This is a genomic window from Clostridium sp. 1001275B_160808_H3 (genome assembly GCF_015550425.1).
Taxonomy (GTDB): Bacteria; Bacillota; Clostridia; order Clostridiales; family Clostridiaceae; genus Clostridium.
The window spans coordinates 62,648-88,174 of record NZ_JADNAT010000004.1 but is presented as its reverse complement, the minus strand read 5'-3'; the positions used below and the strand labels follow the sequence as shown (position 1 = coordinate 88,174).

The 25,527-nt window shown below is 29.7% G+C and carries 24 protein-coding genes; 1 reads left to right on the top strand and 23 read right to left on the bottom strand.

Features of this window, described 5'->3' with window-relative positions; translation table 11 throughout:
* Window positions 1–11 precede the first annotated feature (11 nt).
* The 23 genes from ppdK to I2A75_RS04370 all read right to left on the bottom strand — a co-directional run bounded on the left by ppdK (window position 12) and on the right by I2A75_RS04370 (window position 24,321).
* Entirely contained in the window at window positions 12–2,642 is a 2,631-nt protein-coding gene (gene ppdK, locus I2A75_RS04480) for a pyruvate, phosphate dikinase (RefSeq protein ID WP_195263276.1), read from the bottom strand.
* A 91-nt stretch (window positions 2,643–2,733) separates the two neighbouring features.
* Window positions 2,734–3,372 (bottom strand): helix-turn-helix transcriptional regulator, encoded by a 639-nt coding sequence (locus I2A75_RS04475; RefSeq protein WP_195263275.1) that lies wholly within the window; start codon window positions 3,370–3,372, stop codon window positions 2,734–2,736.
* Between the two features lie 204 nt (window positions 3,373–3,576).
* The gene (locus I2A75_RS04470) at window positions 3,577–4,200 is read right to left on the bottom strand and encodes a DUF4342 domain-containing protein (protein ID WP_195263274.1); all 624 of its coding nucleotides are present in this window, start codon (window positions 4,198–4,200) and stop codon (window positions 3,577–3,579) included.
* Window positions 4,201–4,206: 6 nt separating this feature from the next.
* Window positions 4,207–4,956: a DNA repair protein RecO gene (recO, locus tag I2A75_RS04465; protein ID WP_195263273.1), complete on the bottom strand. Its 750-nt coding sequence runs from the start codon at window positions 4,954–4,956 to the stop codon at window positions 4,207–4,209.
* Between the two features lie 9 nt (window positions 4,957–4,965).
* Window positions 4,966–5,856 (bottom strand): GTPase Era, encoded by an 891-nt coding sequence (gene era, locus I2A75_RS04460; protein ID WP_195263272.1) that lies wholly within the window; start codon window positions 5,854–5,856, stop codon window positions 4,966–4,968.
* A 200-nt stretch (window positions 5,857–6,056) separates the two neighbouring features.
* The gene (locus I2A75_RS04455) at window positions 6,057–6,758 is read right to left on the bottom strand and encodes a diacylglycerol kinase (RefSeq protein ID WP_195263271.1); all 702 of its coding nucleotides are present in this window, start codon (window positions 6,756–6,758) and stop codon (window positions 6,057–6,059) included.
* 21 nt (window positions 6,759–6,779) lie between these two features.
* The gene (ybeY, locus tag I2A75_RS04450) at window positions 6,780–7,280 is read right to left on the bottom strand and encodes an rRNA maturation RNase YbeY (RefSeq protein ID WP_195263270.1); all 501 of its coding nucleotides are present in this window, start codon (window positions 7,278–7,280) and stop codon (window positions 6,780–6,782) included.
* Between the two features lie 87 nt (window positions 7,281–7,367).
* A complete protein-coding gene (locus I2A75_RS04445; protein ID WP_195263383.1) occupies window positions 7,368–9,434 on the bottom strand; it encodes an HDIG domain-containing metalloprotein in 2,067 nt (688 codons plus the stop codon).
* 22 nt (window positions 9,435–9,456) lie between these two features.
* Window positions 9,457–10,596: a sporulation protein YqfD gene (gene yqfD, locus I2A75_RS04440; RefSeq protein ID WP_195263269.1), complete on the bottom strand. Its 1,140-nt coding sequence runs from the start codon at window positions 10,594–10,596 to the stop codon at window positions 9,457–9,459.
* A gap of 1 nt (window position 10,597) precedes the next feature.
* Window positions 10,598–10,876 carry a sporulation protein YqfC gene (gene yqfC / locus I2A75_RS04435; RefSeq protein WP_195263268.1) on the bottom strand — a complete coding sequence of 93 codons (279 nt, stop codon included), beginning with the start codon at window positions 10,874–10,876 and terminating at the stop codon, window positions 10,598–10,600.
* A 540-nt stretch (window positions 10,877–11,416) separates the two neighbouring features.
* Window positions 11,417–11,593 (bottom strand): 30S ribosomal protein S21, encoded by a 177-nt coding sequence (gene rpsU, locus I2A75_RS04430; protein WP_003441547.1) that lies wholly within the window; start codon window positions 11,591–11,593, stop codon window positions 11,417–11,419.
* 120 nt (window positions 11,594–11,713) lie between these two features.
* The gene (locus I2A75_RS04425) at window positions 11,714–12,055 is read right to left on the bottom strand and encodes a histidine triad nucleotide-binding protein (protein ID WP_195263267.1); all 342 of its coding nucleotides are present in this window, start codon (window positions 12,053–12,055) and stop codon (window positions 11,714–11,716) included.
* Between the two features lie 172 nt (window positions 12,056–12,227).
* Window positions 12,228–13,532: a tRNA (N(6)-L-threonylcarbamoyladenosine(37)-C(2))-methylthiotransferase MtaB gene (gene mtaB, locus I2A75_RS04420; protein ID WP_195263266.1), complete on the bottom strand. Its 1,305-nt coding sequence runs from the start codon at window positions 13,530–13,532 to the stop codon at window positions 12,228–12,230.
* A 2-nt stretch (window positions 13,533–13,534) separates the two neighbouring features.
* Entirely contained in the window at window positions 13,535–14,287 is a 753-nt protein-coding gene (locus tag I2A75_RS04415; protein ID WP_195263265.1) for a 16S rRNA (uracil(1498)-N(3))-methyltransferase, read from the bottom strand.
* An 18-nt stretch (window positions 14,288–14,305) separates the two neighbouring features.
* A complete protein-coding gene (gene prmA / locus I2A75_RS04410; RefSeq protein WP_195263264.1) occupies window positions 14,306–15,247 on the bottom strand; it encodes a 50S ribosomal protein L11 methyltransferase in 942 nt (313 codons plus the stop codon).
* Between the two features lie 163 nt (window positions 15,248–15,410).
* On the bottom strand, window positions 15,411–15,908 hold the full coding sequence (gene tpx / locus I2A75_RS04405) for a thiol peroxidase (RefSeq protein ID WP_195263263.1): 498 nt from the start codon (window positions 15,906–15,908) through the stop codon (window positions 15,411–15,413).
* 151 nt (window positions 15,909–16,059) lie between these two features.
* Window positions 16,060–17,610, bottom strand: coding sequence for a nitrite/sulfite reductase (locus tag I2A75_RS04400; RefSeq protein ID WP_195263262.1), 1,551 nt, complete (start codon window positions 17,608–17,610; stop codon window positions 16,060–16,062).
* A 181-nt stretch (window positions 17,611–17,791) separates the two neighbouring features.
* On the bottom strand, window positions 17,792–18,922 hold the full coding sequence (dnaJ, locus tag I2A75_RS04395; protein ID WP_195263261.1) for a molecular chaperone DnaJ: 1,131 nt from the start codon (window positions 18,920–18,922) through the stop codon (window positions 17,792–17,794).
* A gap of 111 nt (window positions 18,923–19,033) precedes the next feature.
* On the bottom strand, window positions 19,034–20,890 hold the full coding sequence (gene dnaK, locus I2A75_RS04390) for a molecular chaperone DnaK (protein WP_195263260.1): 1,857 nt from the start codon (window positions 20,888–20,890) through the stop codon (window positions 19,034–19,036).
* 56 nt (window positions 20,891–20,946) lie between these two features.
* Window positions 20,947–21,558, bottom strand: a complete 612-nt coding sequence (grpE, locus tag I2A75_RS04385; RefSeq protein ID WP_195263259.1) for a nucleotide exchange factor GrpE — start codon at window positions 21,556–21,558, stop codon at window positions 20,947–20,949.
* An 18-nt stretch (window positions 21,559–21,576) separates the two neighbouring features.
* Window positions 21,577–22,608: a heat-inducible transcriptional repressor HrcA gene (gene hrcA / locus I2A75_RS04380; protein ID WP_195263382.1), complete on the bottom strand. Its 1,032-nt coding sequence runs from the start codon at window positions 22,606–22,608 to the stop codon at window positions 21,577–21,579.
* Window positions 22,609–22,797: 189 nt separating this feature from the next.
* Window positions 22,798–23,931, bottom strand: a complete 1,134-nt coding sequence (gene hemW / locus I2A75_RS04375) for a radical SAM family heme chaperone HemW (protein WP_195263381.1) — start codon at window positions 23,929–23,931, stop codon at window positions 22,798–22,800.
* A gap of 120 nt (window positions 23,932–24,051) precedes the next feature.
* On the bottom strand, window positions 24,052–24,321 hold the full coding sequence (locus tag I2A75_RS04370; RefSeq protein WP_195263258.1) for a hypothetical protein: 270 nt from the start codon (window positions 24,319–24,321) through the stop codon (window positions 24,052–24,054).
* 218 nt (window positions 24,322–24,539) lie between these two features.
* Between I2A75_RS04370 and I2A75_RS04365 the strand changes: the two genes are divergently transcribed.
* The gene (locus I2A75_RS04365; RefSeq protein WP_195263257.1) at window positions 24,540–25,451 is read left to right on the top strand and encodes a patatin-like phospholipase family protein; all 912 of its coding nucleotides are present in this window, start codon (window positions 24,540–24,542) and stop codon (window positions 25,449–25,451) included.
* The last annotated feature ends 76 nt before the right edge of the window (window positions 25,452–25,527 follow it).

Genomic DNA, 25,527 nt, shown 5'->3' with positions numbered 1-25,527 from the left:
TCTTTTATAAATTATCTTTTATTTCTAACTTGTGCTTGTGCAGCTGCTAGTCTTGCTAATGGAACTCTAAATGGTGAGCATGATACATAATCTAATCCAATATTATGACAGAACTCTACTGATGATGGATCTCCACCATGTTCTCCACATATTCCAAGTTTAATATTTGGTCTAGTTGATTTACCCTTTTCAACTGCAATCTTAACTAATTCTCCAACTCCAGTTTGATCTAGCTTAGCAAATGGATCTTGTTCGTAAATTTTCTTTTCATAGTAATCCTTTAAGAATTTAGCAGCATCATCTCTTGAGAATCCAAATGTCATTTGAGTTAAATCATTTGTTCCAAATGAGAAGAACTCTGCTTCCTTAGCAATTGAATCAGCAGTTAATGCAGCTCTTGGTATTTCTATCATAGTACCAACTTTATACTCTAATTCAACACCTTTTTCTGCCATAACTTCTTTTGCTGTCTTAACAACTATATCTTTAACATATTTTAATTCCTTTATTTCTCCAACAAGTGGAATCATTATTTCTGGAACAATATCAAAGCCTTTTGAGTTTTTAACTTCTATTGCTGCTTCAATTACAGCTCTAGTTTGCATTTCAGCTATTTCTGGATAAGAAACTGCTAATCTACATCCTCTATGACCCATCATAGGATTAAACTCATGTAATTCTTGAACAGTTGATTTTAACTCTTCAAATGTTAATCCCATTTCCTTAGCTAATGATGTTATGTCTTCATCGTTATGTGGTAAGAATTCATGTAGTGGTGGATCTAAGAATCTTATAGTTGCTGGCATTCCACCTAAAGCTTCATATATTCCAATAAAGTCTTCTCTTTGCATTGGAAGTAATTTTTCAAGAGCTTTTCTTCTTTGCTCTTCATTCTTAGCAACAATCATTTCTCTAACTGCCATTATTCTATCTTCTGCAAAGAACATATGCTCAGTTCTACATAAACCTATACCTTCTGCTCCAAACTCTACTGCTTGCTTAGTATCTCTTGGAGTATCAGCGTTAGTTCTAACCTTTAATTTTCTAATTTCATCTGCCCATCCCATGAATGTAGCAAAATGTCCTGATATTTCTGGTGTAACTGTCTTAACAGCTTCTCCATATATATTTCCTGTTGAACCATCTATTGAAATATAATCATTATCAGTATAAACTTTTCCGTTAACCTCTAAAGTCTTAGCTTCTTCATCAACTTTTAAAGTTCCACAACCTGCAACACAGCAAGTTCCCATTCCTCTAGCAACAACCGCTGCATGAGATGTCATACCACCTCTAACAGTTAATATACCTTCTGCTGCTATCATACCTTCTATATCTTCTGGTGAAGTTTCTAATCTAACTAAAACAACATTTTCACCTTTTTCTTTTCTTTCCTTAGCTTCTTCAGCTGTGAAAGCTATTTTACCACAAGCAGCTCCTGGAGATGCAGGAAGTCCTTTTGCAATTGGTGTAGCTTTCTTTAAATCTTCTGTATGGAAAGCTGGGTGAAGTAAAGAATCTAATTGATTTGGCTCAACCTTTAATATTGCTTGTTCTTTAGTTAACATTCCTTCTTCAACTAAATCAACAGCTATCTTTAAAGCTGCTTGAGCTGTTCTCTTACCATTTCTAGTTTGTAAGAAATATAACTTTCCTTCTTCTATAGTTATTTCCATGTCTTGCATGTCTCTATAGTGATTTTCTAATGTATGAACTATATCAGTAAATTGTTTATATATTGCTGGATTTTGCTCTTCTAATTTAGCTATTGGAAGTGGTGTTCTTATACCTGCAACAACGTCTTCACCTTGTGCGTTCATTAAGTACTCACCATATATTTTGTTTTCTCCAGTAGCTGGGTCTCTTGAGAATACAACTCCTGTACCTGAAGTTTCTCCTTTATTACCAAATACCATTTCTTGTACGTTAACTGCTGTACCCCATTCCCCTGGAATATCGTTTAATCTTCTATAAACTATCGCTCTTGGATTATCCCATGATCTAAATACTGCTGTAATAGCTTCAATTAATTGAGTTTTTGGATCTTGTGGGAACTCTTCTCCCATTTCTTTTTTATAAAGCTCTTTATATCTTCCAACCAATACCTTTAAGTCATCAGCTGTTAAATCAGTGTCAAATTCAACACCTTTTTCTTCTTTTATCTCATCTATTAGATTTTCAAATAATCTCTTTTCAATACCCATAACAACATCTGAGAACATTTGAATGAATCTTCTATATGAATCATATGCAAATCTTGGGTTATTAGTTAAATCAGCCATTGCAACTACTGATTGATCATTTAGTCCAAGATTTAATACTGTATCCATCATACCTGGCATTGATACTCTTGCACCTGATCTTACAGATACTAATAATGGTTTTGTTAAACTACCAAACTCTTTTCCTGTTAGCTTTTCTAGTTCTGTAATTTTTTCGTGGATTTCTTCAATAACTTCTTGTGATATTATTTTTCCATCCTCGTAATATTTATTACAAGCCTCTGTTGTAACTGTGAATCCTTGTGGTACTGGAATTCCTAGTAAAATCATTTCTGATAAATTTGCCCCTTTACCTCCTAGAAGGTTCTTCATTGAACCATTTCCTTCACTAAAAAGGTAAACGTACTTCTTTTTCTCCATCTCAATACTCCTCCGTTCAATCAAATTGAATATATATACTAACAGTACTTTTGCACTGTAGTTACCCTAATAAATTACCCATAGTCTTCTCTTAATTGCCTTCTCCAAGCTTAACAAAAAGCTTTGTTATGTTAGTTTTTGATATTTTCCCAATTATTTTAAATTGACTTTTCTCATTAGCTGTTGTTTCTATTTTCTCTACTATTGGGATACTATCGATCTCATGCTCAATAATTTTCTTTGCTAAGCTATAAGCACTATCTTCCGCATATCCACATATGATATTTGGCATTCTAGTCATTATAACTCCAACAGGAACTTTATGAATATCGGTTCCCCCTATAGCATTTTTCAAGAAATCTTTTCTAGAAACTGCACCAACTAAAACTCCGTTACTTTCTACAAACAATGTTCCTACATCATTTAAGAATAAGAATACGATTGCATCATACACTGTAGTTTCTTCACTTACTGTAACCGGTTTAGACATAATTTCCCCAACTAAAACCTTAGAAATATTCTCTAATATTCTAGTATTTTGTGCCTCTCCTAAATATACATAACCAACCTTAGGTCTAGCATCAAGTATCCCTATCATTGTTAAAATAGCTAAATCTGCTCTTAACGCTGCTCTAGTTACACCAAGATGCTCTGCTAAAGATTCACTTGTAACAGGCTGTCCTTCTTTTACTATCCTTATGATTTCCTCTTGCCTTTGTGATAATTTCAAATTTATCCCTCTTTCTGCATTTACAAGGAATATTCAGATAATTTTGATTTGTTTGATTAGTGTGATATTTACACTATAATTATAACATTTTATAAAACTTTGACTATAGTTAATTTCCCGAAAAATTAGTCATATTAGCTGAATATTCCTTTTCTGTTTATTTTATTCTACTGTATCTCCTGTTTATCTCAATTTTGCTTCAATTTAGTCCTCATCTTCGAAATTTACAGTATATGTAAATACATTTTCATCTACTTGTTTATTTTTATCGTATTGCTTTTTCTCATTATTATTGTCACTAGCCTTATTAAATTTTTCATTTTTAACTTCACTTACTTTATCTTTAACCATACAAGCAACATCTGTAGCAGCATCCTTTATTTCATTTGCAGCCTTACTTATATATTTATTAACAACTTCAACACTACCATCAGCTTTAGTTATTTCTATAGTTATTTGCGTTACAACTGCTGCAATAACAACAAAAGCTAATATAGGTGGAATAATAATAGCAATTACCCCTGCTGCTATCCCTGCATTAACAGGAACATCTACAAGTTCTTTTCCGTCCTTGCTAACTCTAATTCTAGTGACATTTCCCTTATTTATTAAGTCTTTTAACCACTTTTTAAGTTCATCTATAGTTTCATATTTTTCTTTTCCTGGATTATCTTCTATATAATCCGGCTTAATTCCCTTTATTCCTTCAATATATATTATCGCTTCTAGTACATCTCCATTGCTTACTTCAAGAGCATATTTTGCCTCTGCATAGCTTACACCAGTTCTCTCTTTAACTTGATCTACCTTTTCTAAAGTTATTCCCATATTTATTCACTCCTTTATATAATTTAACATTTCTAAGCTTTTTGGCTTTTTAGAATAGTTTGAAGATATAATAAATGTCGTGACCTTACTTATATCCCTCTTTACGTCTGCATTTACATTTAATTTATATATTTTATCCATAGGAGTCTTCATCAAAAACCTTATAGCATTATATGCAGGCTTTGAAATATAAATTCCATGTTCTCTTGAACATTCCTCACAAACCCCACCATAATGTGATAAAGATATATAATTTGATACCGATATTTTTTTCCTACAACTTATACAACTTTCTAAGTTTAACCCATACCCAGTTGCTTTTAATAATTTAAGTTCAAAGGATCTAATAAGCATTTCATAATCTAATGCATCTGTATTAAGTAGATACATACAAGTTAGAAAATCTCTAAATAACTCTTCATTAGTTTCTCCTTCTTCTACACATATATCTATTAACTCACATATGTAGGATGAATAAGTCAATTTATCTAAATTATCTAATAAACCTTGAAAAGAATTAATTATTTTACCTTCTTGAAGATTAAATAAACTTTTTCCTTTAAATAAAACATATTCCCCATAGCATAGAGGTAAAGTAAGAGATAAAAGCTTACTCTTACTTTTTCTTGATCCTTTTGCTATAGCTGTTATTTTTCCCAATTTATTTGTATATAACCATACTAGTTTATCATTTTCTTTAAATTCTTTAGTTTTTATTACTACTGCATTTAACTTATGTAGTGACAGAAACACCATCCCCTTATTTTATTTAACCTTTTTATATCCTAATTCTTTTAATAGGTTTTGATTATCTCTCCACTCTTTTCTTACCTTTACCCAAATTTTCAGATTAACCTTAGCACCTAAAAATTTCTCTATCTCATATCTTGCACTTTCGCCTATTTTCTTTAAGCATTGACCATTCTTACCTATAATTATTCCTTTATGTGAATCCTTCTCACAAAGCATATCTACTTCAATATGCCATGTTCCACTTGGACTTTGTTTCATTTGAATTATATCAACTGCAATTCCATGTGGAATTTCTTCTCTTAATGTTCTTAAAGCCTTTTCTCTTACTATCTCTGATACAACAAACCTCTCTTGTACATCTGTTATCATATCATCCGGATAGTATTTAGGTCCTTCTGGCATTGTTTCAATCATTAACTCAACTAATTTATCAACATTCTTCCCTCTAAGTGCTGAAATAGGAATTATTTCTTTAAAATCTAATTCTGATGAATACATTTGAAGAGTCTTTGCAACTCTCTCTTGAGTAAATTCATCAATTTTATTTACTACTAAAAATACAGGAGCTTTTTGATTCTTTAAAGTCTCTATTATAAATTTATCTCCTCTTCCTATCTCCTCTTCAGGATTTATTAAGAATAATACAAGATCTACTTCTTTTATAGAATCTTTTGCTGAGTTAACCATGTATTCTCCTAATTTATGCTTAGGTTTATGTATTCCTGGTGTATCTACGAATACTAATTGATGATCTTTCCCTGTTAATATTGTTTGTATATTATTTCTAGTAGTTTGTGGTTTATTTGATACTATGGATAGTTTTTCTCCCATTATATGATTTAATAAAGTTGATTTTCCTACATTGGGTCTACCTACTATTGTTACAAATCCTGATTTAAACATTTTTCCTCCTAATTATCTAATTCTTTTAATCAATGCTTTTAGCATTACTTTTCAAAAGTTTTAATTAGATATTTATCCTTATTTTTATTAATATTATTTGCTCTTTGTATTTTCAAAATTATTGTATCTTTTATTATATCATTACTTTTACAAAATTAAAGCATTGTTAATAAGATTTATATAAGTACCGAGATACTATATTATATCTTAAATATAACAAATATCAATAATGTTAATAAAGTTCCAAATAGAGCACCAACAATAACCTCCCAGATAGAGTGAATGTTAGAATCTACTCTACTTTGCGCTGTTATTAATGCCATTAAATAACTTAATACTATACATATAGGTTCTTCTGTTATCAACGAAATTGCTGTTGCTATTGAAAATGAAAGAGCACTATGTCCACTAGGCATTCCACCTCTTAACGGCGTTCCTTCTCCAAAAATAGATTTTATTATTAAAGTAGCTAAAATTACGAATACTAATGCTATAAATATCATATAAGGTTCTGATTGCTTTACTTTGTGTATTACATCATAAGACAAATCAGATATCTTATCCCAAAATATTATATATCCTACAAGCAAAGCATTTATAGCCGTGACTAATACTGCTCCTGCTGATGCATTTTTTGCTATCTTTGCTAAAGGATGATAATGATTTGTAGACATATCTATAGTTGCTTCTATTGCTGTATTAATTATTTCAGCTCCGAGTACTAATGTGATTGTGATTGCTAAAATAAGAAATTCTATCTTCGATACATCGAATAAAAAACATGATAAAAGTACGCATAATGCTGCAAATATATGAATTTTCATATTCCTTTGTGTTCTCACAGTTTCTATAATCCCATTTATCGCATAGTTAAAGCTCTCCACCATCTTCTTTATTTTCATAAGCTACCCCCACTTATAGTATTATCTTCTAATTTGCAATTTATTTAATATTTCTTCCTCTCTTTTTCTCATTCTTTTTTTATCATCCTCTTCCATATGATCATAACCTAATAAGTGAAGAATTGAATGTACTACTAAATAGCCAACTTCTCTTTCATATGAATGACCATATTCCTCACTTTGTTCTAAAGCTCTTTCCAAAGATAAAACCATATCTCCTAAAATTAATTCATCTCCATCTTTGAAAGTCTCATCAAAATCATAGTTTAAATACATTTCATTAAAAACTTTCTTATCTTCAAAATCTAACATAGGAAAAGATAGTACATCTGTTGCTCTATCAATATTTCTTGTTTCATTATTAATTTCTCTTATTTCTTCATTATCAACAAACAATAAAGAAATTTGATATTGACATTCTACCCCTTCTTCTTTTAATGCAAAATCACATACATCACTTAATCTTTCTATAAAATCTTCTGTAACCTCTAATTTATCTTGTCTATTTTCAGTATATAACATTTTTATCTCCTTTATTATTTTCTAAAATTAAAGGGAAAGGTATGATACCCTCCCCTATCAAATCCCTTATAAAATTTAATTACTTAGTTATTTAACTTTCTTTTCAGTTGGATATTCAATTCTATGATGATATATTCCATCTAATGTCTTAAGAAAAGTCTTTCTTATTATCTCTATATCTTTTAATGTTAAATCACAATTCACAAGCTGTCTAGAGTTAAGTTTATCATTTATTATATTATTTACCATCTCTTCTATTTTACCCTTTGTAGGCTCATTAATGGACCTTACAGCAGCTTCTACACTATCTGAAAGCATCAAAATCCCTGATTCTTTAAAAGATGGAATCGGACCTGGATATCTAAAATCCTCTTCCTTGATCTCATCGGGCTTATCTGATGAATTCTTAAGTTTATAATAAAAGTATTTAACTAACGTAGTTCCATGATGCTGTTCTATCATATCCTGAATTACCTTAGGAATTTTATGCTCCCTAGCCATTTCTAAACCATCTTTTGTATGAGATAAGATAATTAATGTACTTAAATTAGGTGTTATCTTATTATGTGGATTTTCTTTTCCCATTTGATTTTCCCCAAAAAAGTATGGTCTTTTCGTTTTTCCAATATCATGATAATAAGCACCTACTCTAGCAACAACTGGGTTTCCTCCAACAGCCTCCGCAGCAGCTTCTGCTAAATTAGCAACCATCATACTATGGTGATATGTGCCTGGTGCCTCCATTAATAGTTTTTTCATTAATGGCTGATTTGGATTTGATAATTCTAATAACTTTATATTAGTAACTACATCAAATATTGACTCAAAGAAAGGTAATAATCCAACTGCTAGAATTCCTGAAAGCAAAATTCCTATTGCTGTATATCCAGTTTGAATCAATATCTCTTTTATATTATTGGATGAAATCATCCCTAAAGTAAATGAGAATAAGGCTAATATACCAGTTATATAAACAGTCGAATATATAATATCATTTCTTTGTTGAACTTTTTTAAGACCAGTTGATCCAAGAACAACACTTAATATAGATAAAACAACTACCGATGGATTAAATCCAACTATTATAGCTATAAATATTATGTTTAATAAGTTTATAACTAAAGATATCTTATAATCAATTAATATTGTCATAAGCATAGCACTACAAACTAATGGTATTAAATATGGAGAAATTACATTTAATCCAATTGAAATCAAAATTATTATAAGATTTATACTACTTATAAGTATTATCATTTTAGTATTTTTAAATACTTCAGGCTTTTCCTTAAAGATATATCTATACTGAATAGCTAATACTAAAGCAACTAATATTCCTAAAGAAATAAATGAAAATAAATAACTTTTTGTTGTACCATTATTTAAAAGACCTAATTCTTTTAAAACTTCTATTTGTCTTTCAGTTACAGGTTCACCTTCTTTTACTATTATTTGATTTTTCTTTATTATTTCTTTTGGAACGCTCTTTTGAGCTTCTTTAACAGCTTCCTCCATTTTATCATTATCAACAAACTTATTTGGTTTTATTTGCGTATGGCATATATTCTTCAAAACATCTTCTAATTCTCTGTCTATATTACTATTAAATAATTGGTTATCTGCTATTGATTTTGCTTCTAATAAATCTTCATATTTATTTTCTTCTATTTCTTCCTTATAAACTGTCTCTAGTACATCTACTACTAAATGTTGTATTTCAGATGCTTTTTCCTTTAATTCAACTAATATTTTATACTCATCATCAGTTAAACTAAATTCTTCGATTTTTTTTATTTCAGCTATCTTATCCTTTTCTTCCTTGTTAGAAGAATTTTCAGATACAATCTTATTGAATAGTTTATTAACATTTTCAATTGCTTGAGTCTTTACCTCACTTTTAACTATATACTGCTTATCTTCTCTCGCTTTGGCCATAGCCTCTTCTTCTTTTTGCTTAGTTGCAATTTCATCAACAGTATCAATAGGTGCTTTTATATCTACAGTTGCTATATCTCCTACTGAAAGATTATGCCTTTTAGGTGCAATCACTGTTAATAAAAGTAAGTATATTGCTAAGAATACAGTTAGATAAGTAAATCCTCTTTTGTATTTTATATCATCTTTTCTCTTTTCTTTATTCCAAAACAAGTCCATCACCCTCTAATCCCTTTTGTTTTTAATAATCTACTGGCTCATTATTTACTATATTTTGTTCTACAACAAATACTACATTTACTATTATATTCCCATCAGAACTGTCCTTTGTGCTTATTATTCTATCGACCACTTTAGCCTCTCTAGTTAAATTATTATAAAGAGATTCCTCTAATTGCTTTACTGCATTATCAATTGCCTCTTCTTTTGTGTATGTAACCGGAAACTCTTTCTTTTCAAAATAATTGTCCTTCTTTATAATTTTTCCACTCTCTTCTATTTTATCATACTCTTCAAAATCTTTTATAGCTTTTTTCAGATAAATTTTTTTTCCTAATATTTCTATATATATATCACTATCTTTCTCACCACTTCTTTTTAGTTCTGTTCCCTCTACTTTAGTAGTCATACTCTTTTCATAAAAAGTATTTGCCATCACTACACCTTCTGGTACAACTTCATATGGATCTTCCTCTTTACCGTTAATTCCTTCTATAACGACATCCCCAGCTTTAACCATATCTCCAACATGAACTGCTGATCTACCAGAAAAAGCGTAAACCCTACTTACTTCCCCATCCATCTTTGCAACTAAATTCCCTTGTTTTGCTTCTTTAACTTCTGGCGGATTTACCTTCTCTTCTATAAATATCTTAAGTGTTGAACCTTCTATTCTGGCTCTTAACCATAAAATATCTGAATTCACGTCCTCTAGTTTCTTCTCTACATCTTTAACATCTATTTTATCTTTGCTTATTCCTGGCTTTATTCCTATTTCATATAATTGTTGTCTTAACTCATAAGGTGATACATTCTTTTTAGTAGTTATTTCTATACTCCATACATAAGTAGAAAGATATAATAACATTACTATAAATATTCCTCCTCCTATGGCTAAAAACAATTTACTCTTTAATTTTCCTATAAAAAATAAGATACCAGTACTTCCTACAACTCTACTTTTTCCATTCAATCTTTTTACAGCATCCATTAAAACACTATAATCATTATAATCAATTGTTACTCTAATCGTTGCTATATCTATCCTCTTAACATTTATAACATTTATATTTTCGCTCCACAATATGTTTAAAAGTCTTTCTGGTTTTAATATGTTAACTTCAACTACTACTTTTCCACTATCAAAAACTCCTGTTGCCATATTACACCTCGTATGATATAGATTTAAATTTTCCGCTAATTGTTATTGTAGAGTCTCCAATATAAAGTATTTCAAAATTCTCACCTTCAATATTAATTGTCTTTACTTTTGTATTTACTTTTATAATATTTCTCTCAAATAGTATTATTCCTTTATGATTTTCTATTGTTATTTCATCATTTCCTATAATAGTTATTTTAGGAACATTTAAAACTATATCTTTAGGTAAGTCAAAAGTTTCTGCTATTATTTCTCTGCTCTTCTCCATTTTTCTTTGCATAATCTTCTCTCCTTATATCTTTCCTAATAGTACTTTATGATAAAGATATACAGAAAATTACTTATAATTTATTTGAGTTTATAAAGTCAGAATTTCAATGCCTTATAAAATATATTTCTGAATAAAAAAAAAGCAAAAGGAACTAAATAAGTTCCTTTTGCTTTATTTATTAGTTAATATTCTTATTATAAATTGACTTTAATTTGTCATAACTAAGCTAATTAAAACCTAGCTATATCTTAAATGTTATTAACACCTATGGTGTAGCCGTTCCTTTAATAATTTTATTTTTTCTTTTATAACTGCTGAGGAAGGTACTATAACAAGATCTACTTCTTTAGAATATCCAATTAATTAAATCCTGTTTATTCCCTTTAATTCAAGTATAATAATTCTTACACTTATTTTTGCTAAAATATATAACTATAGTCCTCAACCTTAATGTATTATAAATAATACATTCAGAGTTATTGGATAAATTGTAGCCTCCAATAATAGCTTCTAATTAAGTTCTATTAAAATTTCAAACCAAAATAGTTCCTACTTGAATTTTCTCTTTCTAGCAGCTTCTGATTTTTTCTTTCTCTTCACGCTTGGCTTTTCATAGTGTTCTCTCTTTCTAACTTCTGAAAGAACTCCAGCTCTAGCGCATTTTCTCTTGAATCTTCTTAATGCACTTTCAAGTGTTTCGTTTTCTCCAACTTTTATTTCTGACATCTATTATCCCTCCCTCCGCTAGCTCAAATTAATTAATTTAACTCAGCTACGGGCTTAATAACACACGCTATATTATACAATAGGCACATCTTAAAGTCAACCTCTGAGATAAAAAACTCTTTAGCCTGGTGGCCATTTTAATTCTCTTTGTCCTAGCACATGAAAATGAATATGGTCAACTGTCTGACCACCATCTTTTCCACAGTTATTAACAATTCTATATCCTGATTCAGCTATATTTAGCTCCTTTACTAGTTTATTAATAACTAAGAAAATGTGTGAAATAATATTTGAATTTTCTTCATTTAATTCATTTACACTTTGTATATGCTTCTTAGGTATAACTAAAAAATGCATAGGAGCTTCAGGACTTATATCATGAAAAGCTATGACCTTTTCATCCTCATAAATCTTTTTACTTGGTATTTCCCCATTTATAATTTTGCAAAAAATGCAATCCATAAATTCACCCCTTTCTTTAATTGATAATGATTAATTGACAATTGATAATTAATAATTTCGATATAATTTGATTATAAACTTATTTTTATATAAAATATAATAATTATTCCAATAATTTAACAAAGTTAAATTATCACCTTAATTATCCATTATGCATTGTAACCTATCAATTCTATAACAGTTTTGCTATTCCTATTTCATTTTCTACTTCTATAATTTCTATATCAACTATTTTACCAGTAACATCTGCACATGTACATGGTACTTGAACCTTTATATAGTTTCTTGTATATCCTTCATAGATACCATCTTTACCTTTTACTTCTGTTTCTATAAGTGCATCCATTTCTTTTCCTATGAATTTTTCTATGAATTCTTTTTCATTTTTATTGCTTAATTCTATTAATAACTTACTTCTTTTTTCCTTTATACTTCCATCAACTTGATCTTGCATATCTGCAGCTTTAGTCCCTTTTCTTGGGCTATATTTAAATACGTGAGTTTTAGTAAGCTTAATATTTTTTAAGAATTCATATGTTTCATTAAATTCCTCTTCTGTTTCTCCTGGGAACCCAACTATTACATCTGTTGTTATAGATACATCAGGCATAGTTTCTCTTAATAAATTTACTGAATCAGCATATTCTTGTGCTGTATATCTTCTATTCATTCTCTTAAGTGTAGCATCACATCCACTTTGTAGTGATAAATGGAAATGTGGGCATAACTTCTTAAACTTCTTTATCTTTTCTATAACTTCAGGAGTAAAGAATGCAGGCTCAATTGATCCTATTCTTATTCTTTCTATTCCTTCTACTTTTTCTATCTCTTCTATTATGTCTATTAAGTTTACACTTCCTTCTAAATCTAATCCATAAGAAGCTGTATGTATTCCAGATAATATTATTTCTTTAAATCCATGCTCCGCTAATTTATTAACTTCTTCTAATACTTTCTTAGGATCTTTTGAACATACTGATCCTCTTGAATATGGAATGATACAATATGTACAAAATCTATTACATCCATCTTGTATTTTTAAGAATGCTCTTGTTTTATCTTGATATTCTTCTATATTTAATTCTTCAAACTTTCTATTTTTAAGCACACCTTCAACATGAACTTGTGACTTTCCTTCATCTCTAGCCTTATTTACATAGTAAACAACATCGCCTTTATTTCTTGTTCCAAGAACTACATCTACTCCTGGTATTTCTGAAACTTCTTTAGGTGCAATTTGTGAATAACATCCTACAACTGCTACTGTAGCATTCTCATTCAATCTTCTTGCTCTACTTATAATTTGTCTTGATTTTTTATCACCCATATTAGTAACAGTACAAGTATTTATTACATATACATCAGCTGCTTCACTAGCATCCACAACTTCATAGCCTTCTCTTATAAACTTTTCAGCCATTGCTTCTGATTCATATACGTTAACTCTACATCCTAATGTAGAAAATGCAACTTTCATTATTAATTTCCTCCTAAATCTCCTAGCTCATATTGAACTAAAGAAGTAGCTACAAAACCTGCTGTCTCTGTTCTAAGGATTCTACTTCCTAAAGTTACTATATAAGCACCATTTTCTTTTAGTTTATTTATTTCATCTTCTTCAAATCCACCTTCAGGACCAACTAGTATTCCAACAGTTTTTATTTTAGTCTTATCAATATCAGTGCTATTAAATAAAGTTTTAATTCCAAAGTTTTCTGCGTTTTCATATGGAACTATAACTAAATCTAAATTCTTCATTTTATCTAAAGCTTCATTAAAAGTTATTGGCTCCACTACATTTGGAATTAAACTTCTTTTACTTTGCTTAGCTGCTTCTAAAGCTATTCTATTTAGTCTATCTAACTTTTTAAAATCGCCTTTTAGCTTTATATCAACTCTTTCTGTTAAAGTTGGTATAAACTCAGTAATTCCAAGCTCTGTACCTTTTTGTACTATTAAATCCATCTTTTGCGCCTTTGGCAATCCTTGAAATAAATATATCTTTACACTACTTTCATTGTTTATTTGAAGTTTTTCTTCTATTTCAACAAGTACTTCTTGCTTTGTTATAGATGAAATAGTAGCTAAAAATTCTTCACCAGCACAATTATTTAAGACTATTTTATCCCCTTCATTTAGCCTTAATACTTTATATAAATGTTTTACATCATCACCTAAGATTTTGGCTTTATTGTCTATAAAATTTTCTTTAGGAGTAAAAAATTTATGCATTGTTCATTCTCCTTAAAACTATTTTACTTTGGCAACTATACAGTTCCATTCCCCATCTTTATTTATCTCTACTACTTCAAAGCCAGTTTCTTCAAGCTTTTTAGTAACCATATCTACCCTATCATGTATTATTCCAGAAGTAATAAAGTATCCATTATCCTTTAAAACTCTTTTTACATCTTCTGTTAATATACATATAACTTCTGCAATTATATTAGCAACAACTATGTCTGCTTTCCCATCAATTACTTCTACTAAATTACCATATAGTATTTGTATATTATCTAAATTATTATATCCAACATTTTCTTTAGCAGATTCAACTGCAACTGGATCTAAATCAACTCCAACAGCCATTTTAGCACCAAGTTTTGCTGCTGCTATAGCAAGAATTCCTGATCCACATCCAACATCAAAAACAGTACTATCTTCCTTTACATACTTTTCTAAAGATTGCATACACATTCTTGTTGTTTCATGTGTACCTGTTCCAAATGCCATACCAGGATCAAGCTCTATTACTAGTTCCTCCCCCTTGGCATCATATTCTTCCCATATAGGCTTTACAACTATCTTTTCTCCAACCTTAGTTGGCTTATAATACTTTTTCCATGTATTAGCCCAGTCTTCTTCAAACATTTTTTCACTTTCTACTTTAGCTACTCCTGTATCAATTCCAAGTTCCTTAATTTCACTCATTTTTTCATTTACATAATTTATTATCTCATCTATATTATCTTCTTCTGAAAAATAAGCTTTAACTACTGCAACTTTTCCTTTATGTTCTAATACATTGATATCTGCAAAATCCCAAGTTAATGGTCCTTGTTCTCTTTCTAATATGTCATTTGGATCTTCAATTGCAACTCCTTTACAATCTAATCCATAAAATATTCCAGAAACAGGTTCTAGCGCCTCACTTTTAGTTATAACTCTAACCTCTATCCAAGTTCCTTGCATTTATTAAATCAGTCCTTTCAAACATACTTTGACTAATTTATTATTTTACACTTATGTTAACTTTCTGTCTATATTTAAAACTAAAGTAATTAATTCCTTTTAAATAAAATATAAAAATTAAAAGTATTTGGTAAACCCAAATACTTTTAATTTTTAATATATATTATTTTGCTGCTTTAGCTGCTTCTAAAACTTTATCATAACTTGGTTCACTTGTTATTTCATCAAGATATTCAACAAAAGTTACAATACCATTTGAATCTACAACAAATGATGCTCTTGTTAATAAACCTAATTCCTTAGCATAAGTTCCAGTAGCCTTAGCAAAGCTTCTATCCTTATAATCTGATAAAGTCTTAACTTTTTCTACTCCTTCTGATCCACACCATCTAGCTTGAGCAAATGGTAAATCCATTGAAACAGTATAACATGTTACTCCATCTAAACTATCTACTTCTTTATTAAATCTTTTTACTTCCATATCACAAACTGGTGTATCTATTGAAGGTACTGTTAAAAATACCCTAACACCATTTGTATCTTTAAGAGTAAATTCTCCTAAATCATTTGTTGTAACTGAAAAATCCGGTAGCTTATCTCCAACACTTAATGTGTTTCCTTCTAATGTTATTGGTGATCCTTGAAATTTTACTTGTTTCATTTTACCCTTCTCCTTACTTTAAGATTTCTATTTTATCTTTTCCAAAATCTCATATAATTATATATTTAAATTATACTCGATAATAATTATTTGTAAATATTTATTATCATAATTATTTTCTACTATAAGGCGAAGGTAGTTAATTAAATATCTATACTGCGTATTTATTTACTATTTCTTTAAAACTTTCTTCTTTTTCTTCTAGATATTCTTCAAATTTTAAATTGCTAGCTTCTATTTCTTTAGAAAGTTCATATAAAAGTTCTGGAATCCTATTTGCTGGAATATCACCATAAGGATTTCCTAAGTTTGTTTTTCCTACACCAAATGATCCACCAGCAGACATAGCAAAACACTCTTCTATCTTTTCTCCAACTCTCTTTTTCTTTCCTGTAAATCCTATAGCCCCAATTTGATGAACTCCACAAGAATTACCGCATCCTGATATGTAAACTTTTGGTAATACATCTGATTTGTATTCTTTTTCTTTAAAGTATTCCATTATTGAGTTTAAAGTTCCTTGGCTATTGCATATACCAATTTGACATGTTGGAACCCCTATGCAAGATACACTTTGTTCGAAATCAGTTTTAGCACCCATGTTTTCAGTTAATTCTAATAACTCTTTTGCTTCATTGCCGTTTAAGTTTCTAAAATAAACTCCTTCTGTCATAGCTAATCTAATTTCTACATCTTCAAAGTTTTTTATAGTATCTAAAATTGCTTTTAAATCACTAACAGGTAATTGTCCTCCAATTGGATGAAGATAAACACTATATAATCCTGTTTGTTTTTGTTTGATAATTCTTGGATTATTAATTGCTACTTCTATTCCTTCTTTATTATAAACCTTATCTTCAACTTGTATTTCTAAATTACCCTTTTCCATAACTTCTTCGATATGCTTTTTATAACATTCTAAGAAATCCTTTTCGCCCATTCTATCTAAAATATATCTAACACGCGCTTTATTTCTATTTTCATAATTTCCTTCAGCTTTAAATAAGCTTACCATTGCTTCTACATAATAAAGTACATCTTTTGCTTCAACTAAATCATAATATTTAACTGCTTTTCTAGGATTTTGTCCTAATCCTCCACCTAAATATATTTGAAAATATTTTTTTCCATCCTTATTTACCGCAACAAAACCTAAATCTTGAACTGTACAATGTGCTGCATCATATTCACTGCTTGAAAATGAAACCTTTAGTTTTCTAGGAAGCTTATAAGTATATATTCTTTCTAAAAAATAATTTCCTACAGCTATAGCATAAGGAGTTACATCAAATTCCTCTTCTGGATCAACACCTGATAATGGTGACATAGCAACATTTCTTGGATAATTACCACCTGCACCTCTAGTATATATATCATTATCTAAAGCTTCCTTCATTAAATCGCAAACTTCATCTATACTTAGTCCGTGTAATTGAATTGCTTGTCGTGTTGTAAAATGTATTTTATCTAATCCATACTTTTCCGCAAAGCCATAGACTTTATACATCTCATCAACATTAGTTATACCTGAAGGAATTCTAAGCCTTATCATAAATTCCTTACCACCCCTATGTGCATATACACCAAATCCTCCAGATGCATGTTTAAATTGCATTACATTTAATTCCCCATTTAAAAATTTGTGTCCTTCTTTTCTAAATTCTTCTATTTCTCCATATAGAACTTCTTTTAGTTTATTCATTTTTTACCACCTCTTTATTAAATTCATACTATTGTTAATTATATCACTAAATATAATCTGCATTTATTAGATATTCCTATAGTAATGATAGGGAAAACTTATAATGTAAGTATATCACTTTTAGTATTGTGTGCATATATTATAGATTTTATAAAAAAAGATTAGCATCACGCTAATCCTTTTATTTAAATAAATCTTTAAGTCCTTTTTTATGAGGAGTTACATCACCAACATTTTCTCCACATGCTTCCATAAATGCCTTTAACGCATCTTTTTGCTTGTCATTTAGGTTCTTAGGGATATCAACAATTACCTTAACGTATTGATCTCCTCTACCTGATGAATTTACTCTTGGAACACCTTTTCCTTTTAATCTAAATAAAGTACCTGATTGTGTTCCTGCTGGGATTGTATATTTTACATCTCCATCCACAGTTGCAACAGTTATTTCAGTTCCTAATGCTGCTTTTCCCATAGATATATGAGTATCTATATATATATCAGTTCCCTTTCTTGTAAATTTCTTAGATGGAGCAACATTTATTCTTACATATAAATCTCCTGGAGTGCCATCATTAGTTCCATGATCTCCTTGTCCTCTAAGCGGCATAACATTTCCTGTATCTACTCCAGCTGGAATATTAACAGTTATTTTTCTATTCTTTCTAACATTTCCTTTTCCATGACATGTATTACATGGTTCATCTATTACTTTACCACTACCACCACATGTATTACATGTTGAAGTACTAACAAAACTTCCTAAAGGTGTTTGTCTTTGTACTCTTACTTGACCTTGCCCATTACATGTTGGACAAGTCTTTGCTGAAGTTCCAGCTTTAGCTCCACTACCTTTACATGAATCACAAGTTTCACTTCTATTTATAGAAATTTCCTTTTCTACTCCAAATATTGCCTCTTCAAACGTTAAATTAACTGTATATTCTAAATCAGCACCTCTTTGTGGTCCATTTCGTCTTCTGCTGCCACCGCCGCCACCACCAAAGAAGCTATCAAATATATCTCCAAAACCTCCCATATCTGAGAAGTCAAAGCCACCAAATCCACCTGATCCAAATCCACTTCCATCAAAATCAGCCGTTCCAAACTGATCATATCTTGCTTTTTTCTCAGGATCTGAAAGCACTTGATAAGCTTCATTTATTTCTTTAAACTTATCCTCTGCTTCTTTGTCTCCTTGGTTTTTATCAGGATGATATTTTATAGCTAGCTTTCTAAAGGCCTTTTTTATTTCTTCATCTGAAGCTCCCTTTTCAAGCCCAAGGGATGCATAATAGTCTTTATTTGCCATCTATTTTCACCACCATTTTTTTACTTTATAAAAGGGAAGACGACTCTTGCCTTCCCTCATATATTATATCTATTAGACTAATAGGTTACAACTATTTATTGTCTCAAAGTATTATTTATCTTCTTTAACTTCAAAATCTGCATCTACAACATTATCATCGTGTGGAGTTTGGCTTGCACCTGCTCCTCCCATGTTGTTTGGATCAAATCCTGCTCCTGCTGCACCATTTGCATTAGCATCAGCATATATCTTAGATGATATTGCATAGAATTCTTGATTTAATTCATCCATTGCTTTCTTGATAGCTTCTAAATCTTCGCCATCTTTAACTTTATTTAATTCATCAAGTTTAGCTTCGATCTTAGCTTTATCGTCAGCTGTTACCTTATCACCAAGTTCTTCTAAAGTTTTAGTTGTTTGATATGCAACTTGATCTGCATTATTCTTAACTTCTATTTTTTCTTTTCTCTTCTTATCTTCTTCAGCAAATCTTTCTGCTTCTTTTACTGCTGCTTCTACTTCAGATTCGCTTAAGTTAGTTGAAGCTGTAATAGTTATATTAGCTTCTTTATTAGTTGCCTTATCAACTGCTGACACTTTAACTAATCCATTTGCATCTATATCAAATGTAACTTCAATTTGAGGAATTCCTCTTGGAGCTGGTGCAATACCTGATAATGTAAATCTACCTAAAGTCTTATTGTCAGCTGCCATTTGTCTTTCACCTTGAACCACGTGAATTTCAACTGATGTTTGACCATCTGCTGCAGTTGAGAATGTTTGACTCTTCTTAGCTGGAATTGTAGTATTTCTTTCAATAAGTGGTGTAGCAACTCCGCCTAATGTTTCAATTCCTAATGTTAATGGAGTAACATCTAGTAATAATACATCTTTAACTTCTCCAGTTAATACACCTGCTTGAATAGCTGCTCCAACTGCAACACATTCATCTGGGTTTACTCCCTTTGAAGGTTCTTTTCCTGTAAAGTTTTTAACTGCTTCTACAACAGCTGGAATTCTTGTTGATCCACCAACTAATATTACTTTATTGATGTCGCTTAATGAAAGGTTAGCATCTGATAAAGCTTTCTTCATTGGCTCAATTGATCTTTGAACTAAATCATGTGTAATTTCATTGAATTTAGCTCTAGTTAAGTTCATATCAATATGCTTTGGACCTGTTGCATCAGCTGTTATAAATGGTAAGTTAATGTTTGTTTGCATTGATGATGATAATTCAATCTTAGCTTTTTCAGCAGCTTCTTTTAATCTTTGAAGTGCCATTTTATCATTTCTTAAATCTATTCCATTTTCAGCTTTAAATGTTTCAGCTATATGATCCATTATTCTTTGGTCAAAGTCATCTCCACCTAATTTAGTATCTCCATTTGTTGATAAAACTTCGAATACTCCATCACCAAGTTCTAGGATAGATACGTCGAATGTACCACCACCTAAGTCATAAACAAAGATTTTTTGGTTTGTATCCATTTTATCTAAACCATAAGCTAAAGCTGCAGCTGTAGGTTCATTTATTATTCTTAATACTTCTAATCCAGCTATTTTACCAGCATCTTTAGTCGCTTGTCTTTCTGAATCATTAAAATATGCAGGAACTGTTATAACTGCTTGAGTTACTGATTCACCTAAATAAGCTTCTGCATCAGCCTTTATTTTTTGAAGTACCATTGCTGATATTTCTTGTGGTGAATGATCTTTACCATCTATATTAACTTTATAATTTGTACCCATATGTCTCTTTATTGATATTATTGTTTTATCTGGGTTTGTAATCGCTTGTCTTTTAGCTACTTGCCCTACTAATCTTTCTCCATTTGCTTGGAATGAAACTACTGAAGGAGTAGTTCTTGCCCCTTCTGAATTGCTGATTACTACTGGTTCTCCACCTTCCATAACAGCTACACATGAGTTAGTTGTTCCTAAATCAATTCCTATTATTTTTCCCATAATATATTTCCTCCTAAAAACTATCTTTTTAATATAAGTTTAGTTAATATCAATAATTAATTAGCTACTTTTACCATTGTATGTCTAATTATCTTTTCGCCTCTTTTATATCCCTTTTGGAATACTTCAACTACTGAGTTAGTACCAAGTGATTCATCTTGAACGTGCATGACTGCTTGATGAAGATTTGGATCAAATTCACCAGTTGCATCTATTTCTTCAACTCCTAATTTTTCAAAAGAGCCTTTAAATCCTTTTATAGTCATGTCTATTCCTTTTTTAAAGTCTTCCACACTTCCTTCAACAGCTATTGCTCTTTCTAATGTATCTAGTACTGGTATCATTTCTTTTAATACATCTGTACATGCATCTGTATAAATGCCTTCTTTTTCTTTAGTTGTTCTTTTTCTGTAATTGTCATATTCTGCTGATATTCTAAGTAATCTTTCTTTCAAAGCTTCAACTTCATTATTTAGCTTCTTATTTTCATCTTTTAATTTTCTCATAATATCTAGATCATTTTCCTTATCATTATTTTCTTCAACTATATCATCTGAAGATTGATCTGTTTCTTGTTCTACTTCTTCTGTAGTAGAATTTATATCTTCAACATTTTCTGCTTCAATTGTTTCTTCTAAGTCTTCTATTACTTCTTTGTTATCTTCCACAACAACACCTCATCTCTTTTATTCTATAATTTGATTTCTTAAGCTCTTATTTAACTCCTTCATAACTTGCCCCATAATAGCTATAACCTTAGAGTAATTTATCCTCTTTGGTCCAATTAATCCAATCTTACCAATCGGTCTTCCATCTAATGAATATTCCGCCGATATAATTGAGCACTCCTTAGCCTCTGGAAAATAATTTTCATCGCCTATTTTTATGGTTATATCACTACTAGGTTCTATCAAATCTATCAAATTGTCCTTATCATTAATTAAAGAAAGAATTTCCTTAGCCTTTTCGATATTATTATACTCAGGATAATTAAAAATATTTGTAGCACCTTCAACAAACACTTCTGTATTGTTAGCTTCTTTTAATGTTTCATATAGAGCTGGTAATATTCCATTAAATAGTTCATCATAGCCATTTAATTCTACTTTGAGCTTATTAATTACTTCCAAGTTAATTTCTTCAATCGTTAAATTTCTTAGCCTCATATTTAAGACTTCATTTATCATTTGAATAGTTTCAGGCTTTGGCATATTGTTTACTCTTATTCTATGATTCTTAATAATTCCACTATCTGCTACTATTACTGAAACCAAATTATGACTATCAATAGCGAGCAATTGAATAGATCTTATATAGCTACTTCTCACAGATGGAGTCTGTACTACAGTCGTTAAATTAGTAAGCTCTGATAACAATGAACAAGCTTGCTTTACTATCTTATCAACCTCATACATTGCTGAATTTATAATGTACTCCCTTATTTTGAGTTCCTCTTCTCGAGTTAATCTTCCAGTTTCCATTAACTTATCTACATATAGCCTATATCCTTTATTAGAAGGTATTCTACCTGCGGATGTATGTGGTTGTTCTAGATAACCCATTTCCTCTAGATCAGCCATTTCATTTCTTATTGTTGCTGATCCAACTCCTAAATCATATTTCTTAGCTATTGTTCTTGAACCTACTGGTTCCCCTGTCATGATATAGTCATTAATGATAGCCTGAAGTATTTTTATTTTTCTTTCATCAATAGCCATTACATCACCTCTATCTGTTAGCACTCATTATCGTCGAGTGCTAATGACTACAATATCAATATATTCCTTATTACCTTTTTTGTCAATTGGAATAACTGATAAATTAAATAATCTCATTTAATTTTATTAATTTATTTTTATTTTTCTTTTGTTTTCTAAAACACGCTCTCGTTTTCTACGTACCACATTTTACAGTATGAAGTCACTCATAACTAAATTAGATAACTCAATTCCCTTGTCAGTTAACCTTAAATTATCTTTTTCTAATACGAGTAATTTTTTATTTATATTTTTCTCTATAATATCTTTATATATACTATTTATATCTATTCCAAATCTTTTTTTGAATTCATTAAGGCTTATCCCCTTATTCATTCTAAGTCCCATAAATATAAACTCTTCTATATTATCTTCTTTAGAGTTTTTAATTATTTCTTCTATAATACTTTCATTATTATTAATTTTTTCTATATAGAGTTTCACATTTTCTATATTTTTTATTCTTTTACCATCAATAAACGAACTTGAAGCAGATCCAACTCCTAAATAATCATCACATTGCCAATAAACCTTATTATGATAGCATTCATATCCTGATTTCGCATAATTAGATATTTCATACTGCTCGTATCCATGCTCCTTAAGTATTTCCTTAGTAATTGAATACATCTCTCTTTCTTCATCTTCTGACGGTAATATTAGTTTATTTCTTTCCCATAATTTATAAAATGCCGTTCCTTCCTCTATTATTAGGCTATAAGCAGAAATATGCTCTGGATTTAACTTTGCAATTACTTCTAAAGATTCTTTCCATTCATCTACTTTTTGATTTGGTAATCCAAACATCAAATCAACATTTATATTTTTAAATCCAACCTCCCTAGCTAAATTGAAATTTTCTTCAAATTGCTTAAAACTATGTATTCTTCCTATATCTTTTAAAAGTGAATTTTGTACTGCTTGAAGTCCCATGCTTATTCTATTTACTCCACCTCTTAGCATAGTTTCTAATTTCTCTTTTTCCAAGGCTCCAGGATTACATTCCATTGTAAATTCCATATTTTCTGTTAAATTAAGTTTACTTATAGTTTTCAATAATTTATATATTTGATTAGTCTCTAAATATGATGGAGTTCCTCCACCTATAAATATGCTTTTAATTTTATAATCTATTACTTTTTCTTCTATCTCCTTACATAACGCATCCACATAATCATCTTTAAGATGATCTAATGAGGCATAAGATGGGAAATCACAATAAAAACATTTTTGCTTGCAAAATGGTATATGTATATAAAGTGCTACTTCTTTTAAATTTTTCATTTCTATAATCACTCTTTCTATCATTTAAATTTCTCTTTATTGCTATTATACAGAAATGCATTAAAATGAAAAGATAAAAATAGGAGAATAAATTATATAATATAATTTATTCTCCTATTTTTATACTTCTATAAGATCTATATTAATAATATTGTGTAACACTACATCCTTCTGAGCTCTTTCAATAATTGTGTCAATTATATCACCTTCAAAATTTATTTTCATTCTTGTTTTTAATCCATTTCTTGAAATATATGTTTCTAATTTATAACCAACCATTGATATTAATGATATTTCTCCATTTTTTCTTTTAATAGTTCCAGTTACTAAACCTAAATTTCTTAATACCTTTCCCTTCTTATTCACGTCTCTCAATTTTGCCTCTAACATAATATACACCCCACTTAAATATTTTATACAATTTAAGTATATTTTCCTTTATTAACTTTAATTACTAATATATTTGTTAAACAGCTAAATTTTAATGACTACTTATACTTTAGTTAAATATTAAATTTTTATTTTACTTTATATATCAATAACTCTTTTGTTGAATATATTATTTATAGATTACCACTAAAAATAGTTTATATAAGGAGATGTTTATTTTGAAAACATTTAAAATACTCGCCTTTGATGGTGGTGGAATTAAGGGTGCCTTAAGTGTAGAAATTTTAAGTAGAATTTGTTGTAAATATCCAAACTTTTTAGATAAAGTTGACTTATTTACTGGTACTTCAACTGGTTCAATAATTGCTTCCTTATTAGCAACAGAGGTTTCTATTAATGAAATAAATAATTTATATAGTAATCCTACTGCAAAAAAAATTTTTTCTCCCTCTCATTTTAATCTATTTCGTCCGAAGTTTAATAATATTAATTTAAAGAATATTATCTCGAATTATTTCGATGATAATCTAAAAATTGGAGACTTAAAAAAATTTATTTTTATTCCTGCATTTCATGTAAAGGGATTAACCGGAAATTCTTGGGAACCAGTATTTTTTAATAATTTATCTAAAAATTCAACATGTGATTTTAGTGTAAAAGATACTATTTTATCAAGTTCAGCTGCTCCTACATACTTTCCATCATATAAGGGTTTTATAGATGGTGGCGTTATTGCTAATTCTCCTACTGCTATTTCATTATTAACTGCTTTGGCCTCTCTTGGCCCCTCTTATAGCCTAGACCAAATAAGACTACTTTCAATAGGTACTGGTGATAGTCCTGAAAAAATCAATGGCAAAACGGAAAAATGGGGAATATTTCAATGGTCATTCCACCCATTAGCTAAAATGAAATCCCCATTATTAGCTCTTTTAATGGATGGGATGTCAGATTTAGAAGACATGTACTGCAAAGAAATTCTAAAATCTAAATATTTTAGAATAAATCCAAAAATATCTAAGTTTATTGAAATGGATGATTATAAATTTATTCCTTATTTAAAGTTAGTAGCTGATACCTATGACTTATCATCTTTATACAATTACATCGAAAACATTTATTTAAAATAATTCGCATTCACAATTTTAGATAAACTTGAATATAATAAACTATAATATTACCACCTTACTCTTACAGTTATCTATC

Coding starts and splice junctions, on each gene's coding strand:
- hrcA (WP_195263382.1), bottom strand. CDS start 22,608: ATGGCTATTGATGAAAGAAAAATAAAAATACTTCAGGCTATCATTAAT.
- rpsU (WP_003441547.1), bottom strand. CDS start 11,593: ATGTCAGAAATAAAAGTTGGAGAAAACGAAACACTTGAAAGTGCATTA.
- yqfD (WP_195263269.1), bottom strand. CDS start 10,596: ATGGCAACAGGAGTTTTTGATAGTGGAAAAGTAGTAGTTGAAGTTAAC.
- dnaK (WP_195263260.1), bottom strand. CDS start 20,890: ATGGGAAAAATAATAGGAATTGATTTAGGAACAACTAACTCATGTGTA.
- I2A75_RS04400 (WP_195263262.1), bottom strand. CDS start 17,610: ATGAATAAACTAAAAGAAGTTCTATATGGAGAAATAGAAGAATTTAGA.
- I2A75_RS04470 (WP_195263274.1), bottom strand. CDS start 4,200: ATGGGAATAACTTTAGAAAAGGTAGATCAAGTTAAAGAGAGAACTGGT.
- era (WP_195263272.1), bottom strand. CDS start 5,856: ATGTTTAAATCAGGATTTGTAACAATAGTAGGTAGACCCAATGTAGGA.
- I2A75_RS04455 (WP_195263271.1), bottom strand. CDS start 6,758: ATGAAAATAAAGAAGATGGTGGAGAGCTTTAACTATGCGATAAATGGG.
- I2A75_RS04425 (WP_195263267.1), bottom strand. CDS start 12,055: ATGGATTGCATTTTTTGCAAAATTATAAATGGGGAAATACCAAGTAAA.
- I2A75_RS04415 (WP_195263265.1), bottom strand. CDS start 14,287: ATGCATAAATTTTTTACTCCTAAAGAAAATTTTATAGACAATAAAGCC.
- recO (WP_195263273.1), bottom strand. CDS start 4,956: ATGGTGTTTCTGTCACTACATAAGTTAAATGCAGTAGTAATAAAAACT.
- yqfC (WP_195263268.1), bottom strand. CDS start 10,876: ATGCAAAGAAAAATGGAGAAGAGCAGAGAAATAATAGCAGAAACTTTT.
- prmA (WP_195263264.1), bottom strand. CDS start 15,247: ATGCAAGGAACTTGGATAGAGGTTAGAGTTATAACTAAAAGTGAGGCG.
- I2A75_RS04370 (WP_195263258.1), bottom strand. CDS start 24,321: ATGTTAGAGGCAAAATTGAGAGACGTGAATAAGAAGGGAAAGGTATTA.
- ppdK (WP_195263276.1), bottom strand. CDS start 2,642: ATGGAGAAAAAGAAGTACGTTTACCTTTTTAGTGAAGGAAATGGTTCA.
- hemW (WP_195263381.1), bottom strand. CDS start 23,931: ATGAAAAATTTAAAAGAAGTAGCACTTTATATACATATACCATTTTGC.
- dnaJ (WP_195263261.1), bottom strand. CDS start 18,922: ATGGCAAATAAAGACTATTATGCATCCCTTGGGCTTGAAAAGGGAGCT.
- I2A75_RS04445 (WP_195263383.1), bottom strand. CDS start 9,434: ATGGACTTGTTTTGGAATAAAGAAAAGAGAAAAGATGATATAAAATAC.
- mtaB (WP_195263266.1), bottom strand. CDS start 13,532: ATGAAAGTTGCATTTTCTACATTAGGATGTAGAGTTAACGTATATGAA.
- tpx (WP_195263263.1), bottom strand. CDS start 15,908: ATGAAACAAGTAAAATTTCAAGGATCACCAATAACATTAGAAGGAAAC.
- ybeY (WP_195263270.1), bottom strand. CDS start 7,280: ATGTTATATACTGAAAATAGACAAGATAAATTAGAGGTTACAGAAGAT.